We start from the raw sequence: 26,090 nt of genomic DNA on the forward strand, positions 1-26,090 counted from the left end.
GTTGGAAAATTAATCATAAAAATAGTTATCTGAAAATTTTATCGTGTAATTAACATCCGTTTCTCTCAAAGTTAGTATTTTTGATTATTCAATATTATAAACAAATTGTTATAAAATGAGCGTAGCCAGAAATGGTATCAATACGAATCCTAACGCTCTGTGAACTACACATGATCCATAAAAAACAATAAAAATCAACACATGAAATACCATCAAATTGACAGTGATTTATTTATAAAAAACAGAGCAAAGTTCATGGCTCAGATGAAGCCAAAAAGCGTTGCTATTTTTAATTCTAATGATATTTATCCCGTTTCGGCAGATAGTACGTTGCCATTTGCACAACACCGCGACATCTTTTATCTGAGCGGAGTAGATCAGGAAGAAAGTATTTTATTGCTTTTCCCGGATGCGCCTTACGAGCACCAAAGAGAAATGGTATTCTTGAAAGAAACCAGTGAGCACATTGCGATTTGGGAAGGCGAAAAACTGACTAAAGAGCGTGCTTTTGAAGTAACAGGAATCAGAACTGTGTATTGGTTGCAGGAATTTGAAAAAGTCTTATTTGAGATGATGACGCACGCTGACACGATTTACATCAATACCAACGAGCATTACCGCGCTACTGTAGAAACCGAAACTCGTGAAGCCCGTTTTGTAAAATGGTGGAAAGACAAATATCCGGCACATGCTGTTGCAAAAAGTAACCCAATATTGCAACGCCTTCGTTCTGTAAAAGAAACCGAAGAATTGGATTTAATCCAAAAAGCATGTACTATTACGGAACTCGGTTTTAGAAGAATATTGCCTTTCGTGAAACCAAATGTAACCGAATACGAAATTGAAGCCGAGCTAATTCACGAATTCATTCGCAACCGTTCCAGAGGTTTTGCCTATACGCCAATTATTGCTTCCGGAAATAATGCTAATGTATTGCATTACATAGAGAACAATCAACAATGCAAAGCTGGTGATTTGATTTTGCTGGATGTTGCGGCTGAATATGCCAATTATTCCAGTGACATGACGCGTACCATTCCGGTTTCAGGAACGTATACCAAAAGACAAAAAGAAGTGTATAATGCCGTTTTACGCGTAAAAAATGAAGCGACTAAAATGCTGACAACAGGTACACTTTGGAAACAATACCATATCGAAGTTGGGAAATTAATGACTTCAGAATTGCTAGGTTTGGGTCTTATTGACACAGCCGATGTGCAAAACGAAAAACCGGAATGGCCCGCTTACAAAAAATATTTCATGCACGGAACATCACACCACATGGGGTTGGACACGCACGATTATGGAATCCTCACCGAACCCATGCAAGCGAATATGGTTTTTACCGTAGAGCCTGGAATCTACATTCCTGCCGAAGGTTTCGGAATCCGTCTGGAGGATAACATTATCGTTCAGGAAAGCGGCGAACCATTCAACATGATGCGCAACATCCCAATTGAAGTAGACGAAATTGAAGAATTAATGAACAGTTAATTCCTCAAAAACGTATAAGGAAATCGGTTTACAGCAATGTGAACCGATTTTTTTTGGGCGCTACCCAGCCTCCGTAAACTCCGGCTGCGTCGGGCTATTCGCTGCAAATGAAATTCACTGAACTCCTATAAAAATAAATGTACGGTGAAGTAATCCCTTGCGCACTTCAACGAGAAAATCTACAATTCCAAAACATCAATTCCAAAATCCATGGTAAAGCTGTAACTTTTTAATCATCTTACCGACCTATTTAAAAACAAAAAATATTTTAAACCATTAAGTAATTAAGAAAAATTAAGCTCTGATTCTAAATGAAACTTAATTTCTTAATGGTAAAAATCTTTTAAACAAAAACTTAAAGTACAGAAATCATGCAAGCACACGAAATAGACTACCACATTTACGGCGAGGAAATGCAATATGTGGAAATAGAATTAGACCCACAGGAAATTGTAATTGCCGAAGCCGGAAGTTTTATGATGATGGACAATAATATCCAAATGGAAACTATTTTTGGAGACGGTTCCGGACAAGAAAACGGATTGTTCGGCAAACTTTTAAGTGCCGGAAAAAGAGTATTGACCGGCGAAAGTCTTTTTATGACCGCGTTCATCAATCAAAATACTATCAAAAGCAAAGTTTCCTTTGCCTCACCGTATCCCGGAAAAATAATCCCAATTGACTTAACGCAATTTGACGGCAAATTCATTTGCCAGAAAGATGCCTTTCTCTGCGCCGCTAAAGGTGTTTCTGTTGGAATCGAATTCTCTAAAAAACTCGGTCGCGGATTGTTTGGTGGCGAAGGTTTTATCATGCAAAAATTAGAAGGTGACGGTCTGGCGTTTGTGCATACCGGCGGAACATTAGCCAAAAAAGAATTAGCAACAGGCGAAATCCTAAAAGTCGATACCGGTTGCATCGTAGGTTTTACCAAAGATGTGGATTACGATATTGAGTTTATTGGCGGGATCAAGAATTCTATTTTTGGTGGCGAAGGATTATTTTACGCCACGCTTCGCGGTCCGGGAACAGTTTACGTGCAATCGTTGCCTTTCAGTCGACTCGCCGACAGAATCATCGCATCTGCTCCCAGAGCTGGCGGAAACAGTCGCGACGAAGGCAGTTTATTGGGCGGTTTAGGCAGTTTACTCAATGGTGATAAACGATTTTAGTTTACAAAGTATTTTGTCCAATTGTCATTCCGACAAAGGAGGGGTCTCATTATAAAAGTCAAGAATGTGATTTCTCCTTCGTCGAAATGACAAAACAAAAACACTTTTTGTTTACTAATTCTGCTCAAATATTTTTTTTAATTTTTATTGACATTTTTTAGTCTAATCCATACAAGAATTCTAAAAAATAATATGACACATCTGTTTAAAAAAAAATTAAAGTCCTAATTTTACAGTCGTTCGAAACAAACCCAAAAAAGGGAAACAAATTCTCTTTAAAAAACACCATCATCTCCTATTGCGATATCAGGAAAGGAACCGCTATTATTTTGCCTCATGGTTTTCTAGAGAACAAAACGATGAGGGGTTTTACACTCCGAAACGGAATGCTTGAATTACATACAAAGAATGAAATGTTCAAAAACTTCTGAGATTGATCTTGGATTGGTAATGTGCTTTGGGGAAAATCCAGAATTGAAACGTATTATACATACAAACAATAAAAAACATAACAAATAAAATTAGAGATAATCTGTAAAATCAGAATTGTCCGCAGGCTAAATTTATGAAACTATTCATCACAGGAATTGGTACTGATGTAGGTAAAACCATCGCGTCAGCCATTGTAACAGAAGCTTTAGAAGCTGATTATTGGAAACCCATTCAAGCGGGGGATTTAGACAACTCAGATAGTCATAAGATTAAATCGTTTTTGTCCAATAAAATGACGGTAATTCATCCCAACGGTTATGCCTTAAAAACGCCTGCAAGTCCTCATTTTGCTGCAGAACGAGATGGAGTTGTTATTGATTTAAAGAAAATTAGTGAACCTCAAACAGAAAACCACTTGGTTATTGAAGGTGCAGGCGGTGTTTTTGTGCCGTTAAACGCTAAGGATTGTGTTGTAGATTTGATTCAGCCCGATTACAAAGTGATTGTGGTTTCCCGACATTATCTGGGAAGTATCAATCATACGTTATTGACCATTGAAGCTTTGCAAAACCGAAAAATTAAAATCGCCGGAATTATTTTTTCGGGCGATGAAAATAAGGCTACTGAAGAAATAATTCTGAGTAAAACGATTGTAAAATGCATTGGACGTATAGCACAAGAACCATATTTTGATCAAAATGTCATCCAGGAATATGCAGCTTTATTTCGGGAGCAGCTATTGAGTTTATAAAATCTTTGTGAAACTTTTTGCTTTCTCTGTGTATCTTTGTGGAATATATTATTTAAAATGACTTTAACAGAAAGAGACCGCCAATATCTATGGCATCCGTATACCCAACACAAAACGGCAGGGTTGCCAATTGCCATCAAAAAAGGGAAAGGCGCTTTGCTTTGGGACGAAAACAATAAAGAATATATTGATGCGATTGCCTCTTGGTGGGTCAATCCGTACGGACATTCCAATACATTTATAGCCGATGCGATTTACAAACAACTCACCACATTAGAGCACGTATTATTTGGCGGATTCACTCACGAACCAGCTATTTTGGTAGCAGAGAAGCTAATGGAAATTTTACCTAAAAACCAACAAAAAATATTCTTTTCCGATAATGGTTCTACGGCTGTTGAAATTGCGATTAAAGTTGCCCTACAATATTTTTTCAATAAAGGAGAAAAGAGAACGGTGATAATTGCTTTTGAAAATGCGTTTCACGGAGACACTTTTGGTGCTATGGCCGCAAGTGGAATATCGTTTTTTGTGGAAGCATTTAAGGATTCTTTGATTGAAGTGATTCGGATTCCGGTTCCTGTTAAAGGGCAGGAAGAGCAAAGTTACAACGCTTTACGTCATGTAATAAAAAACAATAATTGTGCGGGTTTTATTTTTGAGCCATTGGTTCAGGGAGCTGCAGGAATGGTGATGTACGAACCAGAATCGTTAGATAAACTGATGCGAATTTGTCAGCAGAATAATGTGATGACCATTGCAGATGAAGTGATGACGGGCTTTGGAAAAACGGGAAAAACGTTTGCAACGGATTATTTATTAGAAAAACCAGATATGATGTGTTTGTCTAAAGCGTTGACCGGAGGAACAATTCCGATGGCGATTACGACTTTTACGCAGGATTTATTTGATGCTTTTTATGATGATGATATTAATAAAGCGTTGTTTCATGGGCATACATTTACAGCAAATCCTACCGGTTGTGCAGCGGCTTTGGCCAGTTTGGAATTGCTGCAAACGAATGAAATGCAGGCGAATTTAATTCGGGTCAATCAAAGGCATCTGAACTTTCAGGAGCGCATCAAAAATCATCCAAAAGTTACTGCAACCCGAGTGCTGGGCGTTATTTTTGCTTTAGAAATAAAAACCGAAAGTGCTGCCAGTTATTACGGAAGTTTACGGAACAAACTCTATGATTTTTTTATCGAAAACGGAGTGATTTTGCGTCCTGTTGGTAATATCGTTTATATCTTACCGCCTTATGTTATTACCGATGAGCAATTACAAAAAGTGTATGAAGTGGTCGAAAAAGCGTTAGAAATAGTCTAGTTTTTTGGCTGCAGATTAGAAAAATCCGTTTTTATCGGTTCAGATCCGTGTCATTGGTGTGCTATTTTTCCGCAGATTGAACGCAGAATGTAAATAACTTTGCGACCTTTGCGAAAAATAAAATAACTTGTCAACAACAATCTCCATAACTGCCATAGCTTCCCTTTCTCCATTAGGAAATGCACCTGAGGAAATTTGGAAAAAATATCTCGATAAAAATCATTGTTTTTCCGAACATTTTTTGGATCAAAAAAACACATTTGTAGCCAAAATTGATGCTGATTCTACTGAAATAATTCGCAAGTTGAAACAGTCAGATAACAAATATAAATCCTTGGACCAATCCGTTTTGTACGCTATGGCGGCTTCGCGGCAAGCGATGCAAAATGCAGGCTGGAATTCAAATGACGTTTTTGGAATCAATATTGGTTCATCTCGCGGTGCCACGGATTTATTCGAAAAGCATTATCAGGAGTATTTAAAAACAGGAAAAGCACAAACATTGGCTTCTCCAACGACCACTTTGGGCAATATTTCCTCTTGGGTGGCACATGATTTGCAAAGTTCTGGCCCTGAAATCTCACATTCTATTACGTGTTCTACTGCGTTGCATGCCGTGTTAAACGGAGTGGCGTGGCTAAAAGCGGGAATGGCAGATAAGTTTTTAGTCGGTGGAACTGAAGCGCCTTTAACTGATTTTACGATTGCCCAAATGCGCGCCTTGAAAATTTATTCGAGTCGCGCAGAAGAATATCCCAATCGGGCTCTTGATTTAGAAAAAAAGCAAAACACCATGATTCTGGGTGAAGGTGCTGGGGTGTGTTGTCTCGAAATTGGGGAAAAAGAAAACGCCTTGGCCTACATCGAAGGAATTGGATACGCTACAGAAATTCTGGAACATAGTATTTCTATTTCGGCAGAAGCGACCTGTTTCCAGAAATCTATGAAAATGGCACTTCAAAATACTGATTTGTCCAAAGTGGATGTGATTGTCATGCATGCTCCGGGAACTGTAAAAGGGGATTTGACCGAATATAAAGCGATACAGAAAGTTTTTGGTGAAAGCCTGCCTTTGCTCACTACCAATAAATGGAAAATTGGTCACACCTTTGGTGCATCAGGGATTTTGAGTATGGAATTCGCTATTTTGATGCTGCAACACAATCGTTTTATCGGAGTCCCTTTTGCAAAAGCGCAAGCACAAACAAAACCGATTAAGAAAGTATTGATTAATGCCGTTGGTTTTGGAGGAAACGCGGTAAGTGTTCTTTTGAGTGTATAAGGATGCCATTTATAAGAGGTGTTCTTTTTAAAAAAGTAGCTACGAATTACTCTAATTTCACAAATTTTGGTAATCAGTGTTAATTGGTACGATCTGTTTATAAAGGTCAAGGTTTAATGGCACGCAGATACCGCAGATTTAAGCGGATTTTTATTTTTGTGTGGAATACCATTTGAATGAAATCAAATAATTCCATTGTCGGTTTTGGTTTTTTTTCAATGTGACTTAGAACTGAATCTTGGGCTAAAATGAATTGTTTTGGAGTAGCTTTTTCTTTTGCAAACAAAAAAAATCAGCGTTAATCGGTTTTATCCGTGTCATCCGTGTTCCAACTTTCCAGTTCTTTTGCTTTTTCGTAGACTAAATTACTTTCGTAGCCTTTTCGGAGCAAATAATCACAAAATTTTTTTCGTTTTTTCAACCGGTTTGCTTCCCGAATGGCCTCCCATTGTTTTTGGGAAATGCCGTCAAAGGTTGCGGTATATTCCTCATGCGTAATTTCTTTGAGTGCCAGATTGATATTGTATTGTGTGATTTTTCGGAATTTTAATTCATTGATAATTCTGATTTTGCCCCAAAACTTGATGCGGTGTTTTCCTCTGGCGAAACTGCAGGCAAAACGACTTTCATTCAGGAAATTACTACTGATCAGATGCACTACAATCGTATCGATTTCATCAGAGTCCATTTTCATGCTCCACAGCTTTTGTATTACTTCTTCGTGACAGCGTTCCTGATAAGCACAGTAGTGTTCAATTTTAGGAATGGCTGTTTTTAGGGTATATATGGGATTCATTTTTTTGTTTTTGCGCTTGTTCTTTATGGTTTAAATAGGTTCAAGCATTCTCATTGTGGGTTTCAAAAATAAGATATTAAATTTAAAGTGTCGCAGGACGGGAAACAGGAATTTATTTTTTGTTGTTTTAGCTAGGAAAAAGGCTTAGGGTTTGAAACAAAGCGACTGTTATAAAGCCAGTTAAGATGGTGTGAATGATTTTTTAAGAGAAATGGTAGAAGATTTTTAATAGTTAAAACATGTATTTAAACAGAATATTTTGCGCTTGGTCGATTAAATTAGGTTTTATTTAAAATACGGAACGATATTACCAGAATAGTTGATTTTACTTATTTTTTGTATTTAAAAGAATTAGAGATTTAGCTGTAAGATGCTTAAATAAATATCATAACATGAATAAAAAATTACTTTTATTAATTGCATTCTTTTTTAGTTTTGGTTTAGGTTATGGTCAAGTAGTAAATTACTCTTTTTCGCAAGCTAGTGGTACCTATGCAGCTTTAAATGGTGTGTCGATTGGTACTTGGGACGATTTTGTAAGCGCGAATACCATCGAAATTGGATTCTCATTCAATTTTAATGGAATTAATTATACTACGTGTTCTGTTAACTCTAATGGGTATATTACTTTCGGCACCACACTTTCTTCCAATATAAGTTATACCCCTATATCTTCAAATACTGGTTTTGAAGGTGCAATTAGTGCTTTGGGAATGGATCTGTTTAGTGCTAATTCTAATATAATTTATAGTTCAATAGGAAGTGCACCCAATAGAGTTTTTGTATTGCAATGGACCAACGTGCGTCGATATGAGGGTACAACGGCTAGAAATGGTGACTTCAATTTTCAGATTAGATTGAATGAATCATCAAATACAATTCAAGTAATTTATGGTGGTTGTGCTACAACTTACGCAGGTAGTCTGACTGCTCAAGTTGGATTACGTGGATTAAATAATACTGATTTTAATAATAGATTAGTAACTAATAACTGGCCTACATCTACTGTAGGGGTTAATAATACCGCTAGTTGTAGAACAGGTAGTGGTTCAGGAGAATTGCCGCTTAATGGTTTAACCTATACATGGACACCAAACCCTATCATAACTAGTTTTACACCAAGCAATGCTTGCGCTGCATCTGGAGTTTCAGTAATTATTACAGGAAGAAATTTTACAGGAACAACGGCAGTAAATTTTAATGGGATTCCGGCATCATTTACAGTAAATAGCAATACACAAATAACGGCTCAATTACCAGCTACAGCCACAACTGGATTTATAACTGTAACTACTTCTGGTGGGACGGGGACGAGTCTTAGTAGTTTTACGGTAAGTACACCTGCAGGAGATCAAATATCTTATGGTAATAATTCCTGGTTAGGTTATGTGTATGCTAATACAAATGGGAGTCCGCCTAGTAATGCTTTTACAACTACCTATAGGGGGTATGTTACGCAAACGGAGAATTTTGATTTAAATTTAGTTGGCGGAGCGCTTTCAGGGCCTAATGTATGTGGTAGTTATACTGATAATTTTGCGGTACGATTTAAAATGAATAGAAACTTACCGGCAGGATGCTATACATTTACAGTAGGTGGTGATGATGGGTATCGTTTAAGTTTAGACGGAGGTCTAACGTATGTTATAAATAACTGGAGCGATCATTCGTACCAAGAAACAACCTCTACGGTTTACCTTAGCGGGGCTACTAATTTTGTGCTAGAATATTATGAAAATTTAGGGCAGTCACGTGTGCGGTTTTCATCCACATTTTCAGCACTTGGGATACCTGTTGTGGGAGCCATAACGCAACCTACTTGTGCACTAGCAACTGGAAGTGTTTCATTAAGCGGTTTGCCAGCAACTGGATCTCGAACCATTATTGCAACTCCAAATACAGCAGGCTTGACAGGGTTAACGGGAACGGGAGAAATTACAACTGTTGGAGGTTTGGTAGCAGGAACAACCTATACATTTGCAGTTTCAAATGGAACGTGTACGTCCTCAGTGAGCTCTAATGTTGTAATCAAGCCATTGCCATTGGTAGCTTCATTCAATGGGACTTGGACAAATGGTCCGCCAACTATTGAACAAAGCATCGTTTTTTCAGGTAATTATACCTCCATTGGAAACCTAGAAGGCTGCGATTGCACTGTAAACGCTGGAGTTCAAGTGAATGTACAATCCGGTCATACTCTCAAAATAACGAATGCTGTAAAAGTAAATACAGCTCTGGGTACCAGTTTGATATTCGAAGACAACTCTAGCTTGGTCCAAATAAATGAGGATCCTGATATAAATACAGGAAACATCGTTTATAAACGTAAATCAGGGGTAATTAGGAAATCAGATTATACCTACTGGTCGTCGCCCGTTGCTTTTCAGCCCCTAATTAAGGTATCTCCAAATACAAACCCAAACAGGTTTTGGTCCTTTAACGCAGCAACAAACAGCTGGGTACCGGAAAACTCAGCAAATATAATGGGCAGAGGAAAAGGATATATTATTCGTGGACCTGAATTTTTTCCTGCACCAAATCCGACATCTGATGTAATTCAAGTACCTTTTGAAGGTGTTCCGCATAACGGGCAATTTGAGATTGATATAGCAAGTGCTGGAACTTCAAATTTAATTGGGAATCCGTATCCTTCGGCACTAGATGCTGAATCGTTCTTAAGAGCAAATAGTTCAGTATTGCAGGGGACTCTTTATTTCTGGACTCACAATACTGAGATTCGTGCAGCAACTGATGCTAGTAGCGGAAGCTCGGGGCAATTAGTTTATATTTCGGATGATTATGCTTCTTATAATCTTTCGGGAGGTGTTGGAACTGCAATAGTAAAGGGGAATACAGAATCAGGTATAGAGAAAGAGGCTAATAAACCATCGGGTAAGATTGCCTCAGGACAAGGTTTCTTTGCAACTGGTCTAATGACGGGGAAAGCAATATTCAAAAATAGTATGAGAGTGGGTGTAGGCACTATCACGGGAGATAATGAGCAGTTTTTTAAAACTACCCAAAGCTCAAAAAACACGAATGCAGTCGAGAAAAACCGTGTTTGGCTCAATTTAACAAATGATAAAGGTGCTTTCAAGCAAATGCTGGTTGGGTATCTGGATGGTGCTACTAATGGTTATGACAATGCCTTTGATGGTGTAAACAATAATGGAAATCAGTTTGTTGATTTTTATAGTATCAACGAAGATAAGAAATTAACCATACAAGGAAGGGCTTTACCCTTTGATGAAAACGATATTGTGCCATTGGGATATAGTTCTGTAATTCAAGGTAGTTTTTCAATTGGTATTGATGAGGTCGATGGGATTTTTAGTTCTCAGAATGTTTACCTTGAAGATAAAAGTAACAATAGTATTTATGATCTAAAAAAAGCAGTTTATACTTTTAGCACTGAAAAAGGAACCTTTAATGATCGTTTTGTATTGCGTTATACGGACAGGACATTAGGAGTTGGCGATTTTGATACTGCCGCGATGCAGGTTTTAGTATCTGTAAAAAACAAGCAGATAAAAATCAACTCATCAGTAGAAACTATTGATAAAGTTTTTATTTATGATGTGCTGGGCAAGCAAATTTATAAAAAAACAAATGTTGATAACACTGAATTAGTAATCCCAAATTTAGGATCAAGTGAGCAAGTTCTAATTGTAAAAACAGTGTTGCAAAATGGAGAGACAGTTGCAACAAAAACGGTGTATTAAAAGCATCATACAACAATACATTCCAAGCCCATTTTGTGTAAACAAAACGGGCTTTTTTTGTTTAAATAGTTTTTTGAAGCTATTTGTATGTTGATTTGCTCTTGTTTTTGGACAAAACTACCAATTAATTTTAAAAACGGTTCTCGATACACGTCACTTCAAATGCGAAGCGTATCGAGAAGTTTTGTTTCGTTTTGCTACACAAAAAAATATGCGAACTGACGTTTTTAATAATTGTACCCAACGGGTTGTACTAGTCCGAATGAATACCGAATGTTTTTTTTGACATAAATTTCCAAAAATTGATTGCATCATTATATTGAAAATCGGTGCTAAGCTGTGGGGTCTGTGTCCATTTTTAAAAAAAATAGAGGAATACCGACAAGCATATGAAAAAAACAAGAGCCTAATTCAGTGTGTTATTTTTAGTTTAAATATCACTAAATGTGGGTATTGTGATTGCAAAAGATTGTATTTACTTTTATAAAGTTATCGCTGATATTTCTTTATCAAATGAATTTCAACAAAAAAAGCAACAATTTAAAACAACCCATATGGCACGTAATCTTTTAGTACAGTCATGAATTTTCGGAGAGCTCAAGCAAACGCCGGAAATTCAATTTTAGACATCAAAATACGACACTTTACTATTTTTTTCTTCTTCCTTTTTATTAATGTAGCTTTTTCACAACAAGGAAAGTCAGATGTTGCATTCAACACGTATGATGACGGTTTGCAAGGCGACGGTTTTGATGGAACCATAAGAACTGTTGTTTTGCAAACGGATGGGAAACTAATTGTTGGAGGTGATTTTTTAAATTTTAATGGGGCTTCAACTCCATATTTGTGTAGGTTACTGCCGGACGGTTCCAAAGATCTTTCGTTCAATTTAGGTTCAGGCATCGAAGGCAAAGTATATTGTTCCTTAATACAACCGGATGGGAAGATTATTTTAGGCGGTTCTTTTGTAACCTTTAACGGTGTAAATGTTGCAAAACTAATCCGTTTAAATGCTGATGGAACTAGAGATGTAACTTTTAACTCTTCTGCTGGGACTACCAATAATATAATATATTCATGCGATTTGCAATCAGATGGTAGTATTGTAATTTGTGGCAGTTTTACCGGTTACAACGGAGTTCCCGCACCTAGGGTAGCTCGAATTTTGCCTAATGGAAATATTGACACAGGCTTTGCAATAGGTAGTGGCGCTGGCTCCCTTGTTGAAGAAATCAAAATTCAAGCTGATGGTAAAATAATTTTGGGAGGATCTTTTACTTCCTTTAATGGAACTGCTTGCGGCAGAATAATTCGATTGAATAGCAATGGGACTGTTGACGCTACTTTTGTTCAAGGAGCCGGTTTTGATGATGATGTGTCAGCACTCGCGACACAAGCGGATGGGAAAATTTTAGTAGGGGGTGTTTTTTTAAATTTCAATGGTGTTAAAACCAGTAGAATAATTCGTTTGAATAGTGATGGCTCGCTTGACGCTACTTTTAGCACTGGCTCAGGGTTTAGTGGGGGTGTTGTAGCGGTTGTGAAACTAAATCCGGCTGGAGGTGTTTTGGTTGGGGGATCTTTTACGGGGACTTATAATGGAACAGCTGTTAATAGATTAGTTTTACTGGAAGCAAATGGAGTTATTAATCCTGCCTTTGATATTGGGGCAGGCCCGTTTTCGGCATCCGTTCTTGATTTAGCTACTGCATCTGATGGTTCTTGGTACGTTAGTGGGTCGTTTTCTGTTTTTGATTCCCAAAACCAAGGACGTTTGGCGCGAATTGATGCTTTTGGCGCTTTAGACATTGGATATCTTACTGCTGGAGTTGGTTTTGATAATTCTGTTTTAAAAGTAAATGCGTTATCAGATAATAAAACGATGGTTTTTGGAAATTTCACCAAATTCAACGGAACGATGTGCAACCGAATTGCAAGGTTATCAGAAGACGGAGCAATTGATGTTTCTTTTAATAATTCTGGTGCTGGAGCCAATAATTCTATAAAAACCGCTATTGTACAACCGGATGGCAAAGTTGTTATTGCAGGTGTTTTTACATATTATAATGGTGTCGTAAGGAACAGGATTGCCAGGGTTCTGGCAAATGGAGACATTGATGCGGCTTTCTCCATCGGAACCGGATTTAACAATCAGGTGTATGCTTTGGCGGTACAACCTGATGGAAAAATAATTGTCGGTGGAAATTTCACAAGTTACAATGGGGTTTTGAAGAATAGAATCGCTCGATTATTACCCGATGGAACTTTAGACTCCAGTTTTAATACCGGTTCTGGAGCTGATGCTATCGTAGAAAATATTTTATTGCTACCCGATGGAAAAATTGTTTTAGGCGGCCAGTTTTCTTTTTTTAATGGGATTTCGTATAATCGGATGGTTCGCCTGAATGCGGATGGAAGCATAGATCCTGGATTTTCTATAGGAACTGGTTTTGACAAAAATGTGTATGCAATAGCACTACAATCAGATAATAAACTGATTGTTGGTGGGACATTTACAACATACAAAGGCGTTTCCGCAAAAAGAGTGTTGCGATTGAACAGTGATGGGAGTTTAGATATCACTTTTGCAACGGGATTGGGATTTAGTAATGGAGAAATTAGGGCAGTTTTAGTCCAGCCCGATGATCGCTTATTAATTGGCGGAACGTTCTCCGGTACATACAACGGGACAGCTGTGAGGCGAATGGTTCGGTTACTAGCAACGGGAGATGTTGACACGACATTTTCGGTAAATTTGAATAATACGTTGTTTAGTATTTGTTTTACTCCCAATAATAAAGTGCTTATTGGAGGAAACTTCAATTCGGTTTCAGGTGTAACTAAACATCGAATAGCCCGAATTAAACTCTGTTCCAATAGCTCCGTTTGGAATGGGAGTTCCTGGAATAATGGAATACCATCTGCTGAAAAGACACTGCTTTTTCAGGGAAATCACCCCTCATTTACAACAGTAAACTCCTGTTCTTGTTTCATTAGTGCAGGGAACACGGTTACAATTCCGGCAGGAAATACGTTAGGATTGGTTTTCGATTATTCTGGTTCAGGCACATTAATTTTAGAAAACAATGCGGCATTGTATCAATATGAAGATCAGGTCAGTAATTCCGGAGTGATTCAATTAAAAAGAAAAACAACGCCCATTCTCCTCACAGATTATACCTATTGGTCGTCGCCTGTTTCAAATCAAAAACTGATTGATGTTTCTCCTGATACGCATTGGGATAAGTTTTATTCCTTTGATGCTTCAAGGAATTCATGGGCTAATGAGATTTCAACAAACGTAATGTCAGTTGGTAAAGGATATATTATTCGTGGTCCGAAAACTTTTTCAGAAACGAGTGCAGCAAATTATGAAGCTATTTTTGCGGGAGTTCCCAATAATGGGTTGGTGTCAGTGCCAATTGCGGCCACAGGTACGTCAAATTTGATTGGCAATCCGTATCCTTCAGCGATTAACGCAGATTTGTTTATAATTGCAAACAAAGAAACTATGGATGGAACTATTTATCTCTGGACACACAATACGGCTATTAATAAGAACGTATATACTTCAGATGATTATGCGGTGTATAACTTATTGGGAGGCGTTGGTACGAGTGCTGCAACTAATTCAGGCGTTAATAATACTAAGCCAGACGGGAAAATAGCTTCAGGACAATCTTTTTTTATGACGAGTATCAATGGTGGTGGGACAGCTATTTTTAATAACAGTATGCGTGTGATTGGTCAAAACGCTAGTTTTTTTAAATCAAGTGCCATTAATAAATCAAAATCTGAGGCTATAGAAAAAGACCGAATTTGGTTAAATTTGAGTAATAATGAAGGTGCTTTCAAACAAATCTTAATAGGATATGCAACGGGAGCGACAAATGATTTTGACCGTTCTTTTGACGGTGAGAGTTTTGAAGGAAATCTATATTTAGACTTTTATAGTAGGAGTCAAGATAAGAATTTAGTAATTCAGGGGCGTGCATTACCGTTTGAAGAGACGGATGAAATAAAATTAGGTTTTAGCAGTAAAGTAGCAGGAACTTTTATCATTAAAATAGATCAGACAGATGGAGTGTTAGTCAATAAAAATGTTTTTATTGAGGATAAATTAAATAATAATCTTGTTGATATAACAAACGAAAGCTATGCTTTCACTACTGCTGTGGGAATATTTGACGATCGTTTCGTTTTGCGATATACAAACAAAACCCTAATTTCGGATGAATTTATAAAAGAAGATGAATCTGTTTTTGTATCGACTAAAAACAAAGAGTTGCAAATAAAATCAACCAAAGAATTCATAGAGCAGGTTGTTGTATACAATTTAGCAGGAAGTACAATTTATCAAAAAAACGAAATCGACAACAATGATTTCTCAGTTCTGAATTTGCTTGTTGGTCATCAAGTTGTGTTGGTAAAAATAATTTTGCAGCATGGAAGGGCTGTTACCAAGAAAATAGTGTACTAAAATAGAAGTCTAAAAAAACCATCTTGCTCCTGCAAGATGGTTTTGAGTCTTTATTCAAAAACGAAGATTATTTCCCTTTGCCAGATGCTTCAAGGTTCTTCTCGATGGTATGTCCTGGTCGTGACCATTTTGGTTTTTCACCCAAGGGAGCAAATTGAGAATCTACAGCTTCAACGGTTTGAGGCTGAGAAACTTTTGTAAAGGGTTTTTGTGGATTTAAACCTAACATTTCAAACATTTTCATGTCTTCATTTACGTCAGGATTTGGAGTGGTCAATAACTTATCTCCAGCAAAAATGGAATTGGCACCAGCAAAAAAGCACATGGCTTGACCTTCACGACTCATGTTCATTCTTCCCGCAGAAAGGCGGACTTGGGTTTCTGGCATGATGATTCGGGTTGTGGCTACCATTCGGATCATTTCCCATATTTCAACTGGTTTTTCTTCTTCCATTGGCGTTCCTTCCACAGCAACCAAGGCGTTTATAGGCACTGACTCCGGTTGTGGGTTTAAGGTAGAAAGTGCGACAAGCATTCCAGCTCGGTCTTCAATACTTTCTCCCATTCCAATTATTCCGCCGCTACAAACAGTGACATTTGTTTTACGAACATTTTCTATAGTTTGCAAACGGTCTTCAAATCCGCGGGTCGAAATTACTTCTTTATAATATTCTTCAGAGGTGTCTAAATTATGGTTGTAAGCATATAAACCAGCTTCTGCCAGTCGATGTGCTTGGTTTTCAGTGATCATTCCAAGGGTACAACACACTTCCATATCCAGTTTGTTTATGGTACGGACCATTTCCAGTACCTGGTCAAATTCAGGACCATCTTTTACATTTCTCCAAGCGGCGCCCATGCATACACGGGATGATCCGCTTGATTTTGCACGCAAAGCTTGTGCTTTTACCTGACTTACTGACATTAAATCATTGCCTTCAATTTCAGTATGGTAACGCGCTGCTTGCGGACAATAACCGCAGTCTTCAGGGCATCCGCCAGTTTTTATGGATAAAAGGGTAGAAACTTGAACCACGTTAGGATCATGGTGTTCTCTATGAATAGAAGCTGCTTCATACAGCAAGTCCATCATAGGTTTGTTATATATTGCGATAATTTCGTCTTTGGTCCAATTGTGTTTTGTAATGCTCATTGATACTATTTTTTGATGGCTCAAAAGTAGTTAAATTGTTCTAAAGAACCAATGTAATACCATTGAAAAGCCGGTTCTGAAAATTTTAATAGCCAAATTAAGCAGATGTATACCGGTGTTTTTATATTCCATAAATTCTGGGCGTAGTATTGTAGATACAGCGGTTTATTGATATAGCGGATTTTAAAATTTAATAATACCGTCGCAAAGACCAATACTAATTGTGCTTTGCGACGGTATTAGAGGAAGGATTAATTTAAAATATAGGTTATGATTCAGCTCCGTGTTTGTCTGATGCATAGCGGGGGTCCCAATACAACATAAGCATAAAGGTGACAACTACAGCGGATACTATCCCTTCAAAAAACAAAGAAATGGAATACGTCATCACCGACGGATCCCCGCCAAATAAAAAGGTTTTGGATAGTGATCCCACATAAGCATCACCACCTTTGGAATAACTGTAAATAATTAAGCCAATAATGCTCAAAAATATTCCTGTAAGCGCCGTTAATAATGCTGAAACCGCATTAGAAACTAATATTGTTTTGTTTTCGGAAAAATTAGCCTTTAGTGTTCTATGGGCGCCGTAAAAGACAAACAACACGTTAAATAAACGCAACAAATAAATATCTGCCAGGCCTAAAAGTTCCATTATTAAGAAATAAAGACCAATTCCTATGAAAATAATGAATCCGTTTACTAATTCTTTAGGTAGTTTCATACAGTTAGTTTTAAAATTTAAAAATGATACATTTCTTATAAAAAGCATCCTATTTTCAAATTTACAGAAAAAATAGTAATGTTTTATGAAAAAATCAATATTTATTCCAATAGGCAAGTGCTGTTTTTTTGTCTTTTTCAAGTTGTTCTTTTAGTACGTCAACTGATTCGAATTTTTGTTCGGAACGAATTCTTTGAAGTATCGAGACACTAATATCTTGATTGTATAAATCAGCATCGAAATCAAAGTAATGAATTTCTATCGACTGATTTTGTCCATCAACAGTAGGATTGAACCCAATGTTCATCATCCCGAAAACCGTTTTTTGATTGATACTACTTTGTACAATGTACACTCCATTTTGTGGAATCAGTTTGTAGTTTTCTTCAATTTTTAAGTTAGCCGTTGGAAAACCGATAGTCCTTCCCAGCTGTTTTCCTTGAATGATTTTCCCAGTGAGTGAATAATCATAGCCTAAATATTCATTAGCCAGCGCCATATCACCTTCTAATAAGGCCTTTCTGATTTTAGTGGAACTCACGGAAATGGCATTGATTTCCTGAACGGATATTTGTTCTACTTCAAAATTATACTCTTTTCCAAAGGCGATAAGATCATCAATATCAGCTGTTCGGTTTCGTCCAAATCGATGGTCGTGTCCTATTATTATCTTGTGGATGTGAAAACGATCTACGAGAATAGTACTTACAAATTCTTCGGCAGTCAATCTTGAAAAAGTTTCGTCAAAAGGATGGATGACAAGGTTTTCGATACCAATTTTTTCCAACAAATCAATTTTCTCAGTGATAGTGTTGAGTAATTTTAGATCAGAATGTTCCTGTAAAACCATTCGGGGATGCGGAAAAAAAGTAAGTACCAGACTTTCGTAATTCTCGTTTTCCGTATTTTGGGTCAGTTTATTCAGGATTTTTTTGTGCCCAATATGGACACCATCAAAGGTACCCAACGTTAGAATTGTTTTTTTTTGGGAAACGAAATCGTTTATAGAATGAAAAATCTTCAAAGCAAGTGTTTTATAATGGTGCAAATTTAAGGTATACAATTGATATAATTAAAAAAGGATTGAAAAGTTCAATGCTTTTTTAATGTATTATAGACTTTAATTTATTTTTTAATAAACGGAATAGTAGTCGTTTCAGATTGATTTTTCGATAATTTTAAAAAATAAATACCTTGCGATAAATGGGAGACGTTTATCTGAAGATCCTCCGCTGATTCTATTTTTTTTGATTTTAGGATCTGACCTAAAGTATTGATAATAGTGTAAACCTCCGGAGTATTGAGTTTGTTCTCACTAACTACGTTCAGGATGTTAGAGGTGGGATTTGGGTAGAGGTAAACCGAATTTAATTTTTCTATATCGACGGTAGATAATGATCCAATTCTAAAACTTTTAGATTGGGTTCCCCCAAAGGCTCCTCCGGTAGCAATAATTTCATTCGTAGGGGTTGATACAGTGTAAGAGCCATTTCCGAAATCACAACAGATGCCGTCATTTTGAGTATCAAATATAGTAAAAGTGTAACAATCATTGCCTGCGAGATCGAAGGTTGCCTTGATTGGATCAGGAAGCGGCCCGGTTTCTGGAAGATCTGTATAAGGGCCTCCTTTGTATAACACGGTTCCGGCTGAATTTGTAAGATTCCAGGTGGTTTCTGAACCATAATAGTCTCGCTGTAAGGAGAAAAATACTGTATTGCTGGCGTAATTTTTTGTAATGTCAAAATTTATAGTATCGCTGTTGTTGGCGCTGTTTTGATCCGTTTTCCTATTGGTACTAGTTATTGTACTGCTGAAATCATGATTACCTCCAGTAGTAGTCAAACTATTTAAAGTAATATTTTGGGATTCGTTATTTGCCAGGCTTCCAGTCCAATTATAGGTTTGCAGGTTGTTATTATCAATTCCATAACGGATTGAGGCTTGAGTCAATGTTGCGCTGCCTTTATTCACGATTCTAATAACAGGAATAAAGCTAGTGCCGCAAGGAGGAATGTTTAAGTTTATAACCATTGTTGAAGCATCATTGGCAAAGATGACACCCGGGGTAAGTGCATCCGAAGTTTTCAAAGAAGCCCGTCTTACGGAATTATTCATTACAGTAATCATTCGTGCTTTTTGATCTGCTGTAAAGATGTTCATACACGCATCATCCGTATAGTCCATATAATTTTCAACCATATCTAAGCCTGGGGATGCGGGACAGGAATCAATATTTAATGGGCAGCCCGTGTTTTCTTGTCCTGCATTAGGCGTATCTTGACAAAAATCGTCTACATCACAGCCTCCGTCTCCCCAAATGTGGCGCAGCCCAAGCCAGTGTCCTACCTCATGGGAGGTTGTTCTCCCTTTGTCATAAGGAGTAGTGTAGTTTCCTCCGGTAAAATAACTGGATGAACCAAAAAAAGTATAACCAATCACGACACCGTCAGTGTTAGCGAAGCCTTCATCTGATTCTATTCCCGGAAGTCCGGAAGCACTAGGAAATTGTGCGTATCCCAAAAGATCGGTTTTGGTAAATTTGACTACCCAAATATTAAGGTATTTTTCAGGATTCCATTGTGTTTGGGGTTTTAGAGAGCCATCAATATCGACAGTAGACCAGCTTTCTCGCCCTAAGTTTACATGGTTTATCCCGTTTGATGAAATGCCCGATGGATCTCGTTTAGCCAGTGCGAATTCTATTTCTACATCAGCTCCTACAAGATTGCTGTTGAAGCCAGGAGTACCTGATTTTTTTCTGAAATCTTCGTTGAGTACTTGAATTTGAGAAATTACTTGTTCATCAAAAATATTTTCATCACTGCCTAAAAGGTCGCCATTATGAATTACATGAACGACAACCGGTATGGTGATGACTGCATTTGTTTTGAATCCTTGTGCAGCATTCTTTTTTTTATTTTTTTCGAGTTCAATCTTTGGTGTTATCCATTGTTCAAATTCAGCAGTAGATATTCTGTTTGGATTTTTGGATTTTAGGTATTCTTCATATTCTGTCGTGGCACATCGAATTACAGAACCTTCCGGAATGATTTTATTTTTGCCAAAAAGAAGCGTTTTTGAAGGGGTGTTATTTACTTGTGCAAACGTAGGATTGATTGAAAAAAAAAAGCACAGTGTAATAAAAAAAATAATTTTTTTCATATTATGGATGTGTTTAGAAAAGGGTAATTCAATGTGTTGATTTTTAGTATGTATTAAAAACATGCATTAAAATTAATTATTATTTTCATCTAATACAAATTAAAAAAAACAGAGGCGTACAAAGGAAGCATATTCCTTTTTTTATTTCCCGTTAAATGTGGTCATGGTAATTTCCAGTCCGGAAGTTCCAAAGGATTTTATGATTTCGGAGGCTAATTCCAGTCGTTCCGTAAGCGCTGTTTTTTCAGTATCATCCCAGTCGCCAAGGACATAGTCAACTTGTTTTCCTTTTTTGAATTCGTCACTGATCCCAAAACGGAATCGGGCGTAATTTTGCGTATTCAATACCAGATTGATGTTTTTGAGTCCGTTGTGTCCGCCATCGCTTCCTTTTTGTCGGATGCGAATGGCTCCAAAAGATAGATTCAAATCATCGGTGATCACCAGAATATTTTCAAGTGGAATATTCTCCTTTCCCATCCAGTATTGCACGGCTTTTCCGCTCAAATTCATATATGTGTTGGGTTTGAGTAGCAAAAAAGTTCTTCCTTTGAATTTGTATTGGGCCAGTGTACCCAGTTTTACGGTTTCGAAAGTAACGCTTTCTTTCCGGGCGAGGAAATCCACGATTTTAAAACCAATGTTGTGGCGAGTGTTTACATACTCGGCGCCAATGTTGCCGAGTCCTATTATTAAAAATTTATTACTCACGTTTTCTATATTATTTTTTTGGTGTTCGAGAGCCTCTGATTTCCTACAATCTGTATTATTCTCAGTTTTTGTAGGTGAGAATAAATTTGAAATCCATTTTATCATACTGCAAAAATAGACTTAATTAGAATAGTGTACTATTAGATTTTTAGAAAATCGGTATTGGGAACAAAATAGTTCTGGATAACCCTGATGGGAGTGGCATCCCGCGCTTTTTGGCGTGGATACAACGGACAGCAGGAGGGGCGTTGTTGTGAAAATGGGTAGTTGTGCTCCTTGTAATTTAAAATAGGATAATGAGGTTTCTCGTTGCTTTAAATGAGAAAATAAAAAGCAAAAAAAGCACCAGTTGTAGAACTGATGCTTTCTTGAATGATTGAAAAAATATTATTTTTTCTTTCCTTTTACGGGAGCTTTTGCTGCTTTTGCTGCCTCTTGAGCTGCTTTCATAGCGGCACGAGAGATTTTCACTTGACAAATTACAGTGTTGTCCGGGTGCATGATTTTGTAGTCCGGAGAAGCTACTTTAGTAACGTACAATTTGTTACCCATGTCTAAGGCAGTAATGTCAGCTTCAATAAAATCAGGAAGATTTTTTGGTAAAGCTTTTACTTTTAGTTTACGAGTGTTCAAACGTAAATCTCCACCGGCCATAACTCCTTTAGAGTTACCAATGATTTTTACAGGAACTTCCATAGTGATTTCTTTGTCATCAAATAATTGAAAGAAGTCAATGTGTAAGATCTTGTCAGACACCGGGTGAACCTGAATGTCTTGTAAAATAGCGTTAAATGATTTTCCTTCACCTAGATTGATCTCAACTGTGTGAGCGTTTGGGGTGTAAACCAAGTTTTTGAAAGCCATAACTTCTGCTGAGAAATGAACTGCCTGATTTCCTCCGTATAATACGCAAGGAACCAATCCAGCATTACGTAGGGCTTTAGTCGCAACTTTACCCACGCTTTCTCTTTCTGATCCTTTAATTGTAATCGATTTCATTGTAAAAAAATATAGTTATTAAATAATATTACTTGTTTGGCTTTTAGCTTTTGGCTATCAGCATGACTTTATAACTTTAAGACATTGGACTTTACGACTAATGTATTACATTATAAATTTTCCACTTATGGAATTGTTGTGGTGCACCATGTGCATAACTTCAGCAAAAAGAGGCGCACAACTCAACACTCTTATTTTTTTTGATTCTTTCTTTAACGGAATAGAATCGGTGACGATTAATTCTAATAATTTAGAATTCTCTATTTTTTCGTAAGCATCCCCGGATAAAATCGCGTGTGTACAAATTGCTCGTACGCTCAGTGCTCCTTTTTCGATCATTAAATCTGCGGCTTTCGCCAAAGTGCCTCCGGTATCAATCATGTCATCTACTAAGATTACATTTTTACCTTTAACTTCACCAATCAATTCCATGGTGTCAATAATATTGGCTTCTTTTCTTTGTTTGTAACAAATCACCACATCCGATTCTAAGAATTTAGAATACGCATAGGCTCTTTTTGAACCTCCCATGTCTGGAGAAGCGATAGTCAGATTGTCTAAACCTAAACTTTTTACGTACGGCAAGAATATTGTCGATGCAAAAAGGTGATCTACCGGTTTTTCAAAGAATCCTTGAATTTGATCTGCGTGCAAATCCATGGTCATTACTCTTGTTGCGCCTGCAGCATCAAGTAAATTAGCCACTAATTTAGCTCCTATCGGAACTCTTGGCTTATCTTTTCTATCTTGTCTTGCCCAACCAAAGTAAGGAATTACTGCTGTTATGTGTCGTGCCGAAGCCCGTTTTGCAGCATCAATCATCAGTAACATTTCCATCAAATTATCTGCCGTTGGAAAAGTAGAACAAACGATAAAAACCCGTAATCCTCTGATAGACTCTTCATAAGAAGGCTGAAATTCACCGTCGCTGTATTTTGACATGGTGATTTTCCCTAAAGGGATTCCGTATTGCTCTGCTATTTTTTCAGCCAGATAGACACTTTGTGAACACGCAAAAATTTTAGCTTCTGGTTCTAGGTGTGACATTTAATTTGTTGTTTTTATTCCGCTGCGCTCCATACTGTTGGCTTTGTCATTTGTATAAAGCCGTATGTTTGTATTTGCCTCGGGTGTAGTTAGTTGTGTGTTGTGTTTTTAACGAGGTGCAAATTTATAAAATTTATTCAACTCTGAAAGGAAAAAATTAAGTATTTTTAGTTGAACATTTAATATTATTTTTTACATTTGCACCGTGTTAAAGGAATTGATGGTTGATTTAAACACAACCACCTCTTTTATTGCGTTGAAATAACTGTTGTTATTTCATGTCTAGCTAAGCCCGGATGGCGGAATTGGTAGACGCGCTGGTCTCAAACACCTGTGGGAAACCGTGCCGGTTCGACTCCGGCTCCGGGTACATTAAAAGTCTGTAATAGCGTTGTAAATCAACACTTTACGGGCTTTTTTTATTGAAGTTGCCAAACCATTGCTACTTCTAGTCAAAACGTTGATTACTTCATTCACATTAGTGGTTCGACAACCATCATTTCTGAAAAGTAGTTTTCCAGTAAATATTGAACCAGCTAATATTATTTTCTAATCATAATTAGATACATAAATTCTTTTTCCGTGGGATACAGCATGATATTTAATTCATTGAGAACTTATGTAAATGCTATAGAATGCTTCTCAAATACGAGAATTACCTGTTATTCCTAGTGTGTTATTTATTGTTGTTTTATCTCAAACTTTATATATTCAGATGGGGTCATATTAAATTGTCTTTGAAAACTTCTACCGAAACTTACCTGTGAATTAAAACCAACCATTTCGGCTATTTGATAGATTTTATAACTACCTGTTTTCAATAATTCGGCAGCTTTTTTAAGTCTGGTAATATTTATTAAATCAAGAGGAGTCAAATTAGTGACACTATTAATTTTTCTGTACAATGTGGATCGACTCATATTCATATTCAATGCCAAGGTGTCAACACTTAAATTAGAATCTGAAATATTGCTAATAATAATTCCATCGAGTCTTTTTATGAAATTTTCGTCGACACTGGTATGAGCCATCGTTCTGATATGAGCCAGAGGAGAACTTGAATAATGGTCTATTATATTTCTTCGATTATCCAATAAATTAGACACTTGTACTTTGAGATATCCCATAGAAAAAGGCTTGTCAATGTATGCGTCTGCACCAGATTCTAACCCCTCTATCCTAGCCCCAAGGGATATTTTTGCAGTTAATAAAATAATGGGAATATGGCTTGTACTTATATTAGTTTTCATTTTTTCACAAAATGTAAAACCGTCCATTTCTGGCATCATGACATCGCTGATTATTAGTTGGATGCTCTCGTTATCAACAATATCTAATGCTTGGATGGCATTTGTTGATTTTATTATTGTGTAAGTATCCATTAAATCTTTAGCAACAAAATCTAGTAAATCCTCATTGTCTTCTATCAAAAGGATAGTCGGTTTATTGTTTTCGATTTTTAATTTATGAGTAGAGAAGTCGTCTTCTACTTTAATATCAGATTTTTTTACATTGTCAAAATCGAACTCTTTATCCTGATGTATAGGAAGTTTGAGTACAAAACTATTCATTGCAGCATCATTAGTGTCTAATTTTAATTTGCCTTTGTGTAGCTTCACAAGGGAATAAGCCAAGGCTAGACCTATTCCAGTTCCGGATTGATTTTCGGTTCCTGGCGCTCTAAAAAAAGGTTCAAATATCTTGTTTCTAAGATGGGATGGAATTAATTTACCATCATTTTTTATCGTTAATTTGAAATAGCCTTCCTTTTTTGATAAGGAAAGAATAATGTTAGATTTTGAATATTTTATCGCATTATTAAACAGATTACTCAATATTTTAGTCAATACTTCAGCATCGACAAAAGCAATCAAATCATCTGTTTCTAATTTAAGTTCAAAATAAATGTTCTTGCTTTTTATTATTTGACTAAACTGCGTGTAAGTTTCTCGTACTAAATCTGAAATATTTGTTTTGACAAATGTAAGGCTAACGTTTTCTAATTCAGTTTTTCTAAAATCTAATAATTGACTAACTAAATTGAGCAAACGACTTACATTTTTATCCATAATAGACAAATTCTCCTTTATTTCAGTACCCGGATCCACTTTATCAAGCAACTTTTCTAAAGGACCTTTTATCAAGCTTAGTGGTGTACGAATCTCGTGAGAAATATTGGTGAAAAACTCAATCTTGGCATTGTATAATTCTTTTTCCTTTTTGTTATTTAGTTCTGTTAATAAATACGAATTTCTTAACTTTATTCTGTTGTGATAAAATCTAAAGCCTTGAAAACACAAAACAATTAGAATACAAATGTAAAAGACGTACGCCAAATTACTTTTCCATAGAGGTGGTAAAATAGTAATTTGTACTGGTGATGACTTACTCCAAATACCGTTAACGTTAAGTGCTTTCACTTTAAAAACATAGTTCCCAGAAGATAAACCAGAAAAATAAACCTTATGCCTTTTTCCTAACGAAATCCAATCACTTGTAGAGCCTTCAAGCTTATACCAATACTTCACCATTTCAGGTGCAGTATAACTTAATGACGTAAAATCAAGATTAAAAGAATTTTCATCTGGATGCAATGTAATCTCCTTATTGTTAGTAATAGAATTATTTAAAGCAGAGATAGTAGTGTTTTCCGATGATTCTTTACCAATTATTTCTATGCCTGTTAAGAAAATAGAGGGACGAAAAGTGTTTTTTATAAACTTTTTTGGATTAAAAGCGACCATGCCGCTCGTGCTCAATGTCATTAAGTTAAGGTTTTATTGTTTTGATTTACAGCTATTTATTGTATTTAAAATTAGGTTTTTTATAGTAT

General features: G+C 36.7%; 16 protein-coding genes and 1 tRNA gene. 8 read left to right on the forward strand and 9 right to left on the reverse strand.

Features of this window, described 5'->3' with window-relative positions:
* Positions 1-201 precede the first annotated feature (201 nt).
* The 5 genes from EKL95_RS12940 (at position 202) to EKL95_RS12960 (ending at position 6,460) form a co-directional block, all read left to right on the forward strand.
* Positions 202-1,494 (forward strand): aminopeptidase P family protein, encoded by a 1,293-nt coding sequence (locus EKL95_RS12940; RefSeq protein WP_126553033.1) that lies wholly within the window; start codon positions 202-204, stop codon positions 1,492-1,494.
* A gap of 371 nt (positions 1,495-1,865) precedes the next feature.
* On the forward strand, positions 1,866-2,666 hold the full coding sequence (locus EKL95_RS12945) for a TIGR00266 family protein (protein WP_126553035.1): 801 nt from the start codon (positions 1,866-1,868) through the stop codon (positions 2,664-2,666).
* A gap of 565 nt (positions 2,667-3,231) precedes the next feature.
* On the forward strand, positions 3,232-3,849 hold the full coding sequence (gene bioD, locus EKL95_RS12950; protein WP_126458118.1) for a dethiobiotin synthase: 618 nt from the start codon (positions 3,232-3,234) through the stop codon (positions 3,847-3,849).
* Between the two features lie 57 nt (positions 3,850-3,906).
* Positions 3,907-5,178: an adenosylmethionine--8-amino-7-oxononanoate transaminase gene (gene bioA / locus EKL95_RS12955; protein ID WP_126564382.1), complete on the forward strand. Its 1,272-nt coding sequence runs from the start codon at positions 3,907-3,909 to the stop codon at positions 5,176-5,178.
* 127 nt (positions 5,179-5,305) lie between these two features.
* The gene (locus EKL95_RS12960) at positions 5,306-6,460 is read left to right on the forward strand and encodes a beta-ketoacyl synthase N-terminal-like domain-containing protein (protein WP_126553041.1); all 1,155 of its coding nucleotides are present in this window, start codon (positions 5,306-5,308) and stop codon (positions 6,458-6,460) included.
* Between the two features lie 298 nt (positions 6,461-6,758).
* Here the strand turns inward: EKL95_RS12960 and EKL95_RS12965 are convergent, their stop codons facing one another.
* Positions 6,759-7,256, reverse strand: coding sequence for a regulatory protein RecX (locus EKL95_RS12965; RefSeq protein WP_126458127.1), 498 nt, complete (start codon positions 7,254-7,256; stop codon positions 6,759-6,761).
* 392 nt (positions 7,257-7,648) lie between these two features.
* On the opposite strand from EKL95_RS12965, the gene EKL95_RS12970 reads away from it, so the two are divergent.
* Positions 7,649-10,978 carry a T9SS sorting signal type C domain-containing protein gene (locus tag EKL95_RS12970; protein ID WP_126564383.1) on the forward strand — a complete coding sequence of 1,110 codons (3,330 nt, stop codon included), beginning with the start codon at positions 7,649-7,651 and terminating at the stop codon, positions 10,976-10,978.
* 580 nt (positions 10,979-11,558) lie between these two features.
* Positions 11,559-15,458 carry a T9SS sorting signal type C domain-containing protein gene (locus EKL95_RS12975; RefSeq protein ID WP_126564384.1) on the forward strand — a complete coding sequence of 1,300 codons (3,900 nt, stop codon included), beginning with the start codon at positions 11,559-11,561 and terminating at the stop codon, positions 15,456-15,458.
* A gap of 67 nt (positions 15,459-15,525) precedes the next feature.
* Here EKL95_RS12975 and bioB read toward each other — a convergent pair whose 3' ends face one another.
* The 7 genes from bioB to EKL95_RS13010 form a co-directional block, all read right to left on the reverse strand.
* Positions 15,526-16,611 (reverse strand): biotin synthase BioB, encoded by a 1,086-nt coding sequence (gene bioB, locus EKL95_RS12980; RefSeq protein ID WP_126458136.1) that lies wholly within the window; start codon positions 16,609-16,611, stop codon positions 15,526-15,528.
* A gap of 268 nt (positions 16,612-16,879) precedes the next feature.
* Positions 16,880-17,335, reverse strand: a complete 456-nt coding sequence (locus tag EKL95_RS12985) for a hypothetical protein (protein WP_126458139.1) — start codon at positions 17,333-17,335, stop codon at positions 16,880-16,882.
* Positions 17,336-17,429: 94 nt separating this feature from the next.
* Complete coding sequence (locus EKL95_RS12990) at positions 17,430-18,359, reverse strand: bifunctional riboflavin kinase/FAD synthetase (RefSeq protein ID WP_126458142.1); 930 nt, start codon at positions 18,357-18,359, stop codon at positions 17,430-17,432.
* 101 nt (positions 18,360-18,460) lie between these two features.
* A complete protein-coding gene (locus EKL95_RS12995) occupies positions 18,461-20,500 on the reverse strand; it encodes a M43 family zinc metalloprotease (RefSeq protein WP_158614864.1) in 2,040 nt (679 codons plus the stop codon).
* A 141-nt stretch (positions 20,501-20,641) separates the two neighbouring features.
* Complete coding sequence (pth, locus tag EKL95_RS13000) at positions 20,642-21,316, reverse strand: aminoacyl-tRNA hydrolase (RefSeq protein WP_126458148.1); 675 nt, start codon at positions 21,314-21,316, stop codon at positions 20,642-20,644.
* Positions 21,317-21,598: 282 nt separating this feature from the next.
* Positions 21,599-22,210 carry a 50S ribosomal protein L25/general stress protein Ctc gene (locus tag EKL95_RS13005; RefSeq protein WP_126452005.1) on the reverse strand — a complete coding sequence of 204 codons (612 nt, stop codon included), beginning with the start codon at positions 22,208-22,210 and terminating at the stop codon, positions 21,599-21,601.
* A 105-nt stretch (positions 22,211-22,315) separates the two neighbouring features.
* The gene (locus EKL95_RS13010; RefSeq protein WP_126458151.1) at positions 22,316-23,257 is read right to left on the reverse strand and encodes a ribose-phosphate pyrophosphokinase; all 942 of its coding nucleotides are present in this window, start codon (positions 23,255-23,257) and stop codon (positions 22,316-22,318) included.
* Positions 23,258-23,547: 290 nt separating this feature from the next.
* On the opposite strand from EKL95_RS13010, the gene EKL95_RS13015 reads away from it, so the two are divergent.
* A tRNA-Leu gene (locus tag EKL95_RS13015) sits at positions 23,548-23,627 on the forward strand.
* Positions 23,628-23,937: 310 nt separating this feature from the next.
* Here the strand turns inward: EKL95_RS13015 and EKL95_RS13020 are convergent.
* Positions 23,938-26,022, reverse strand: coding sequence for a hybrid sensor histidine kinase/response regulator transcription factor (locus EKL95_RS13020; RefSeq protein WP_126564386.1), 2,085 nt, complete (start codon positions 26,020-26,022; stop codon positions 23,938-23,940).
* Between the last annotated feature and the right edge of the window lie 68 nt (positions 26,023-26,090).

This window comes from Flavobacterium sp. LB2P53 (genome assembly GCF_003970305.1).
Taxonomy (GTDB): Bacteria; Bacteroidota; Bacteroidia; order Flavobacteriales; family Flavobacteriaceae; genus Flavobacterium.